This is a genomic window from Paenibacillus sp. J31R122, from assembly GCF_056269185.1.
Window position 1 is genome coordinate 1 of sequence record NZ_JBWDNM010000035.1, and the last position, 6,904, is coordinate 6,904.

A 6,904-nucleotide genomic window follows, 5' to 3' on the forward strand; every position below is an offset into this window, starting at 1 on the left:
ACTTCGATCTATAAAAAGAAATTGGCTTGTATGGCCGTTTATATGCTTCTGAAAAGGTTTTGTGTGTAGACATGTTCATAAAAATGGGTGTTTTATTCAAATATCCGTTATGTAGAATAGGCGCAACCCGACCCACCGATCTTTCGATCGGCAGTTAGACGGTCACGCCCTTCTCCGAACCGGACGTGCCCCTTTCAAGGCATCCGGCTCTCCATCTAAAGTTGCATAAAGCGGCGCATGTCGCGCTAGCCGTATTTGGGTTTCGATTCTCTATCCTTCCTAGAAGGATAGAGCGAAGGAAGAAAAGCGCAATCGCTCCCTGGTCTGTGAATTCTGCAGGGGCCCTACTTTGCAAATACGCACTGACTTTAGACTGGATTCCTTCGCCATGTAATAGGCTTTCCCTATCTCCGACTACTACGAATCCTCCGCCCCCTGTCTCTCACATCAACGTCAGCTGTCCAGTCCCAAAGGACGGAAAGAAGGGGTTCCCACGTTCACTGTAAATCGTCTCGCTGCTTTAGGTCGTCACTATACGCGGGGAAGATTTGCAGGATTGCACCTCTGTATCCTTGCAACCACCGGTTCTTGTTTCAATCGGGTCGATATGCCAAGCTCAAGGGCATGTCGCTCATTCCACCCACTCGTATCATCCATTCGTTTCGAGTGTTACACGTGACCGCGCTTCGTACATGACTTTGCTTTCGCTGACCATGGCAGGTCATAGAGGCTAGCCCTGCTTCTTGGAAAGATGGATTTTCCTCACAGGTACATTGTTAGATGGGCTTCACACCCCGGATTTGCTCGAATCCGACGCATGCCATCCTAGCCTGACAGGGTTTGAGGTAACCCTTCGCTTCAAAATAGAAGCATCTATTTACAGCGACTCGTGGCGCACTGAGCTATCGTTTCCCGTTAGTTGAAGAACTGTTCCATTTAAAGTGGATGGTGCTTGAGGTACTCTCTCCTATTTTGAATATAGGTAAAGTCCAAAATCTTGCATAACGGAGGTGTGCCCCATTTGCCGCAACATAGTAGCTATATTGCCACGGTGATATGATCCGTGAGTTACAACGTGTAGTACCGATTCAGAAATAGAAGTTTCAAGCAACCCGGCATATGGATTATCCACCACAATCAACTTTTCTATATCTTCTTGACTGTTCAGAAGTGCTTTGTTTCGTTCAGATAAGTCTAGAAATATTTTTTTCATTTCCACAATACTTTTCGTTTCCACCTGTTCTCTTAATTGATTCGTGAACGCCATTGCATCATTCATACTTTTACCTGAGATAATGTCAAACCATGCACAATCTGTGAGATAAATGTGAGACAACACCTTTGATATCGAAGAAAAACCACTCTGAATTTCCTTATGATAAATTTCCTTTGGAAGTTCTTTTAAACGATCAATTATAACTCCATTAGCCCATACGTGGTAGTTGTACATTTTTAATGCTGGGTGTGTCATATTAAATTCTCTCCATTTCCACTTGTTTTTCGTATTGACATTTGATTCCACAATAATCTATTAAAGCTAGATTTAAAATAATAAACCTATATTTAAGAAGGAATCTAGTTGAATTTTCTTTAAATCTTATTAAACCGTCTAAAGGAATAGCTAATCTAATTGCTTTTCCTTATTCATTATTTAAGCCTCCCTTTTATATATATTTCAACGTAATAAATGTAAATTCCTTCCTCAAATAACCTGCCCGTTAGCTTAATAAAGAAAGAGAGCAACTGTTGCAGCAAACTGCCTCTTATTTGTTCAACTAACGTTCCCCGTTAGTGAAATCAAAAGTGTGATATAATCCCTCGAGTGAGAAGATGCAGTCTAAATTGATTACCAACAGGAGACATGATAAACAACTTACACGCGCTGCTGAACCGTATTTAGGGAAATTTTGGATAAGCCAGATGGTGGCTATCGGTTGGCTTTTATTCGTAATCTGGTTATCCCAGCCGTGGATCCATCAATTATCACATTCAACAGGCATGATCGCCGCCTATATGATTATTGCGGGTATCGCCTATTTACCTGGATATATCAGTGCATTCACTTTGACCAGCTTGTTAATGGACAAGAAGGCAAAGCTCCCTAAAGAGAACCCTTCTTAATAACCGAATATGCTTAATAGGTTAGTCCATCTATATATTTCCACTTCAACTACAATTGTTCTTGAATTCTTCTTACTAATGGTAAACAGCTCACTTTCCGTCCTAAATTATAACTTTTGTTACTATGCGATTGTACCTTGTACTTTAATTATTACAGCTGGTCTCAGGTCAATTCTCTATTGCAGATAACTCCCTTTTTTTCAACGGAAAAGAGGAGCTGCTACATAGCAAGATCCTCACTTTAGTGTATATTATGCCCATATGAATAAAACAGATCAAGAACTTATCCTCAGGGTCGGTCGACCGGCATACCTCATTTGACCGATCTCGCTGATCACTTAGCGTTGGGCATTCTGCTCCCTTGGTCACAGACATTGCTAATAGCCTGCAGAGTCTTTGCATCCTGATTTACCTATTTTGCCTGTTTTATTTTGGCAAGTTATTAACTTCATACGCAACCCGTATTCCTGATTCAATTGCTCCTTGCATCCAACCATGGGTAAGTGATGTATGTTCACCAGCAAAATGTACCCTACCTTCAGGTATAGGGATATAAGGATATAGCTCTAATTCCTGTCCCGGTTCAAAAGCCGTAAAAGCTCCACAAGAATAAGGATTTTGACTCCAGCTAAAAGAAGCTCCTGATACGAACTCATAATAAACCTGATTTCCGTAAATTTCTGCCAAGTTATTTAAGGCATATTGAATACGATCTTTTTCAGATAAACTGTCCCATGTTAAAGCTTCATCCGCCCATGTATAACTTGCCAAGATCACAGCAGGTCCATTTGTACCAATTCCATAACTGGGGTAGTAGGTAAATCGGATTGGCAGGTCTGTTATGGATTTACCACCACATTGACCTTCTCTTTCCCAAAACCTGCTTTTAAACTCGATTGTGATTTTTGTTGCGGCCATATAGTTTAGTTCGCGAATTGCTTTACGTTTATGGTAGGAAAAAGAATCGTATGGTTCGACTTTCACAAATCGTAAGGCTGAAAAAGGTATGGTTACGATAGCAAGATCACCTGTTATCGGGGAATGCTCTGAGGTTTGTTGGTTAATCAAATGGATAGTTACACTGTTCTGATATTGGGAAATTTTCATCATTTTTTGATGGAACAGAATATTTTCTTTTAATTGTGGTAGGAATGATTGGGGTAATAAATCCATTCCACCCGTTATCTCATAAAATGTTGTTGCTGTGAAGGATTCCATTTCACGTAATACTTCAATTAAAGAAATCCCCATATATGCTTCCATATCAAAGAGTACACCAATCATATCGATTGCACCGTCTGAAAAATAAGAGTTTAAGAATAAACCTAATGAATATTTTCTATATTGTTTTTCTACAATAGCCCAATTTCTTTCTGGATCTTGTTTAATGAAATTAATGATCGGTTGTAGTATTAAAAACATTAGTTCTTCAGCCGTTTTCCCTCTTTCATTTGGAGCAACTGGGTATTTTAATATTCCTGGATTACGTTCATACATGGCAAGACGTGTTTTGATGCCATTAGCATAAATAATATCCATAGAAGTTCGGTTAATAAATAGGTTTGTGGGTAACCTGAATTTTTTAACATATTCTAAGGTTAAAGAATGGGTATCAGGAATACGCATTGGCCCAGCATTGAAATATAACCCCTCGCTAAAGGGAGATCGCAAGGTGTAAACACGCCCTCCAATCCTATCATTCGCTTCAAGAATGGTGACTTTATGCCCAGTGTCCTTTAATAAAGATGCTGCAACGAGTCCAGCCATTCCAGCACCAACAATAATAATATGTTTAGGGGCTTGCGACTTTTTAAGACCATTTCTAATCATGCTAATCATTTGATCAGTTGCTAATTGATCATTCATGTTATTAAGCATCCCTTCTCCACTCTGCAAAAGAATTTATTGCATTATATTCATTTGCAGGGATGCCTATGTTTCTTGATAGCTTGTCCAGCGCTTCCGTTTTTTTGGATTGGATATCCGCTGAAGCTGCTCGAACACAAACAACAGGTATTTTAACGGATCCAGCCTGTTTTCTTTAAACTATTCTGCCTGTTAGTTGAACAAAGGGCTACCTATCGGCAGCCCTATCATTATTGAACTATAGTTCCCCGTTAGTTGAACGCTTCAAGTATTTTATTCTTTTCCATTCGTCTGGAACATGAAGCCATAGTGCTGGTGTCAAGCATTCGCTAAAACGTTCATGACAAGAAAATTCTCTAATATAATTCCATACAGCTTGATTTATTGAGTGTATTTCGTCTTTGGTTAATACACTTGTCTCCAATTTATTGTATTCACTTTCAGCAATTTCAAAAGTTTTGTAATCAAGCCCCATCTCACTATAATATCCATCACAGCAGGTACACTTGGGGCCGCCCATGCCATGAGGACAACCATAAAGTTTTTTATTTTCGTCTGAACAATGACACCACCAAGTTACAGCGTTAATTGCTATCCCTGCATTCGAAAGTTCCTCAATTAACTTTTCACTTAACTCATACTTCGTAATAATGTCAATGTAACCTGAACCGACAGGATAAGATTGATATTTCTCTAATAAAGTCTCAATTTTATTTTGCAACTCATTATCATTTTGTCTTAAGTTTTCTAAATATTTCATGAGAAAACAACTCCTTATACAACCATTCTATCATTACATTATCTTGCCCGTTAGTTCAATAAAACGAGCAGGCTACCGTAGCCTGCTCATTAATGTTAGTTATTCAACAAACGTCTCCCGTTAGCGTAATGAAGATCGGGTCAAAAATCTTCGAAATGCCTCGGGCGGACCGAGTGTCGAATGGCCCGAAGCGTGAATTGGGTGTTATGAGATGTCGGCGTCTTCTTCGATTCATCTACCCTAATAATATTGTTGCTTTTTCTATTTCTCCTTGAGCATCTAGGAATTTCAATGTACTATCAACATCTTCAGTATTCATAGTCTTCACAATTATTAAATGCTGAATATTACAACCTGGTGGATCTAGATTAGGTTCTTCAAAATGCTTTACTAATCTTTCTGGGGTGGTTACCGAACACCATCTCTTCATTCCATTATTAAAAGTTATCGTTACTTCGATTAGATCAAAAGAGTCCAATTCATCATCGAACTTCCAACTTTGTAGTATCGGTACATCCACTTTCCCCTCAGAGAAATAGTATTTATTGATCCATATTCTTCTCTTCTGATTTCCGATTATTCTAAAATTTTCATTATCTTCAGCGACTACTTCATAAAACCTACCCTTAGTAATTGCGTGTCCATATACCCCAACACTGGTACAGGTAATATTTCTTTCTGCCATGTACTCACATCCGATACTATGTTCTGCTTGGTAATTGTGTTTCATAAATTCATGCGAGTGTCCATTACTTATAATTTCTTAAAAATAGCCCTTTCGGTGTGTAGAATAGGCGCAACCCGACCCACCGATCTTGCGATCGGCAGTTAGACGGTCACGCCCTTCTCCGAACCGGACGTGCCCCTTTCAAGGCATCCGGCTCTCCATCTAAAGTTGCATAAAGCGGCGCATGTCGCGCTAGCCGTATTTGAGTTTCGATTCTCTATCCTTCCTAGAAGGATAGAGCGAAGGAAGAAAAGCGCAATCGCTCCCTGGTCTGTGAATTCTGCAGGGGCCCTACTTTGCAAATACGCACTGACTTTAGACTGGATTCCTTCGCCATGTAATAGGCTTTCCCTATCTCCGACTACTACGAATCCTCCGCCCCCCGTCTCTCACATCAACGTCAGCTGTCCAGTCCCAAAGGACGGAAAGAAGGGGTTCCCACGTTCACTGTAAATCGTCTCGCTGCTTTAGGTCGTCACTATACGCGGGGAAGATTTGCAGGATTGCACCTCTGTATCCTTGCAACCACCGGTTCTTGTTTCAATCGGGTTGATATGCCAAGTTGAAGGGCATGTCGCTCATTCCACCCACTCGTATCATCCATTCGTTTTCGAGTGTTACACGTGACCGCGCTTCGTACATGACTTTGCTTTCGCTGACCATGGCAGGTCATAGAGGCTAGCCCTGCTTCTTGGAAAGACGGATTTTCCTCACAAGTACATTGTTGGATGGGCTTCACACCCCGGATTTGCTCGAATCCGACGCATGCCATCCTAGCCTGACAGGGTATGAGGTAACCCTTCGCTTCATAATAGAAGCATCTATTTACAGCGCCTCGTGGCGCACTCAACTATCGTGTCCCGTTAGCGTAATCAACCTCTATTCGGTAAAAAGAACTTTATACTCTTGAGGAATAACAGTTATGCTCTGGACAGCTTGTTCCTCGTTTGGAGTTAAATTAACAAGTAACATCTCACCATTATGTAGTGCGATGACGGTATAGCTTTTGTATCCTGCGCCTGCTGAATTGATTTTCTTAAGTTCCTCAAATAATTCCTTCGTGGCAGTTGACCGTTTTCCTTCACTAAATAAAGTCTGAAACTTAGCGAAGTCATCAAAAGCCAAGGATTGTTTCAAAGATATGGCTGTAGCATTGGGTAAAGCTTGGGATTTAGAGCAGGAGACAAGGAGAGCAATCATCAAACTAAAAATAAAGACTTGAAATATCTTCTTAATTCCATCCACCTAACCTTCTTATGTTTTTAACTGTAAGCATATGGACGTTATGACGTTATGAATATAAGTAATGTTGCGGATAACTGCCCGTTACTAGAGTAAAGGGCTGGTCTTCCCAGCCCCTCCTCATCAAACCGTACGTGAGGTTTTCCCTCATACGGCTTTCCGATGTTCGTCTTTCATGGGCATGCAGA

Annotated in this window: 6 protein-coding genes; 1 reads left to right on the forward strand and 5 read right to left on the reverse strand. The window is 40.5% G+C overall.

The features are described 5' to 3' along the window. Positions 1-967 precede the first annotated feature (967 nt). Complete coding sequence (locus AC0YN7_RS29385; RefSeq protein ID WP_475813562.1) at positions 968-1,471, reverse strand: DinB family protein; 504 nt, start codon at positions 1,469-1,471, stop codon at positions 968-970. A gap of 371 nt (positions 1,472-1,842) precedes the next feature. Here AC0YN7_RS29385 and AC0YN7_RS29390 point away from each other — a divergent pair, with 371 nt between their 5' ends. Next, positions 1,843-2,121: a hypothetical protein gene (locus AC0YN7_RS29390; RefSeq protein WP_475813563.1), complete on the forward strand. Its 279-nt coding sequence runs from the start codon at positions 1,843-1,845 to the stop codon at positions 2,119-2,121. A gap of 426 nt (positions 2,122-2,547) precedes the next feature. Here AC0YN7_RS29390 and AC0YN7_RS29395 read toward each other — a convergent pair whose 3' ends face one another. The 4 genes from AC0YN7_RS29395 to AC0YN7_RS29410 all read right to left on the reverse strand — a co-directional run bounded on the left by AC0YN7_RS29395 (position 2,548) and on the right by AC0YN7_RS29410 (position 6,719). Next, the gene (locus tag AC0YN7_RS29395; RefSeq protein WP_475813564.1) at positions 2,548-3,987 is read right to left on the reverse strand and encodes a flavin monoamine oxidase family protein; all 1,440 of its coding nucleotides are present in this window, start codon (positions 3,985-3,987) and stop codon (positions 2,548-2,550) included. Between the two features lie 238 nt (positions 3,988-4,225). Beyond that, positions 4,226-4,747: a hypothetical protein gene (locus tag AC0YN7_RS29400; RefSeq protein WP_475813565.1), complete on the reverse strand. Its 522-nt coding sequence runs from the start codon at positions 4,745-4,747 to the stop codon at positions 4,226-4,228. A gap of 235 nt (positions 4,748-4,982) precedes the next feature. Further along, entirely contained in the window at positions 4,983-5,432 is a 450-nt protein-coding gene (locus AC0YN7_RS29405; protein WP_475813566.1) for a hypothetical protein, read from the reverse strand. Between the two features lie 921 nt (positions 5,433-6,353). After that, on the reverse strand, positions 6,354-6,719 hold the full coding sequence (locus tag AC0YN7_RS29410; protein ID WP_475813567.1) for a hypothetical protein: 366 nt from the start codon (positions 6,717-6,719) through the stop codon (positions 6,354-6,356). Positions 6,720-6,904 lie beyond the last annotated feature (185 nt).

Excerpts from the sequence above, each read along its gene's own strand:
- AC0YN7_RS29400 (WP_475813565.1), bottom strand. The coding sequence starts at position 4,747 with ATGAAATATTTAGAAAACTTAAGACAAAATGATAATGAGTTGCAAAAT.
- AC0YN7_RS29395 (WP_475813564.1), bottom strand. The coding sequence starts at position 3,987 with ATGAATGATCAATTAGCAACTGATCAAATGATTAGCATGATTAGAAAT.
- AC0YN7_RS29385 (WP_475813562.1), bottom strand. The coding sequence starts at position 1,471 with ATGACACACCCAGCATTAAAAATGTACAACTACCACGTATGGGCTAAT.
- AC0YN7_RS29405 (WP_475813566.1), bottom strand. The coding sequence starts at position 5,432 with ATGGCAGAAAGAAATATTACCTGTACCAGTGTTGGGGTATATGGACAC.